The organism is Nodularia chucula CCY0103 (assembly GCF_963923915.1).
Lineage (GTDB): Bacteria > Cyanobacteriota > Cyanobacteriia > Cyanobacteriales > Nostocaceae > Nodularia > Nodularia chucula.
In genome coordinates, this window is sequence record NZ_CAWUOL010000255.1 from 1 (window position 1) to 264 (window position 264).

Annotated in this window: 1 protein-coding gene; it reads right to left on the minus strand. The window is 71.2% G+C overall.

Features of this window, described 5'->3' with window-relative positions; translation table 11 throughout:
• The coding region (locus ACM0OP_RS24455) for a hypothetical protein (RefSeq protein WP_414530991.1) at positions 1 to 264 on the minus strand (264 nt) is incomplete at both ends.

The window sequence follows — 264 nt, forward strand, 5'->3', positions numbered from 1 at the left end:
GGCCGGCGATGGCGCCGGCCAGCGCTGCTTGCGCCTGGTTGGCCCCTTCGGCCTTGGCCTTGTATTCGCCGGCTTGCTGCCCCGTCAGGCCGATCACGTCGCGCGCGGCGATCAGGTTCTTGAGGTACTTGTCCCAATCGGCGCTTGCCATGCCGCCGATGGCCGACGTAACCGCCGCGCCCATGACCTGGGCACCCTTCGCCACACCGGCCTGCGCGCCTGTCACGGCGTCCAGGCGGCCCGTCAGCCTATCGACCTCGCGGC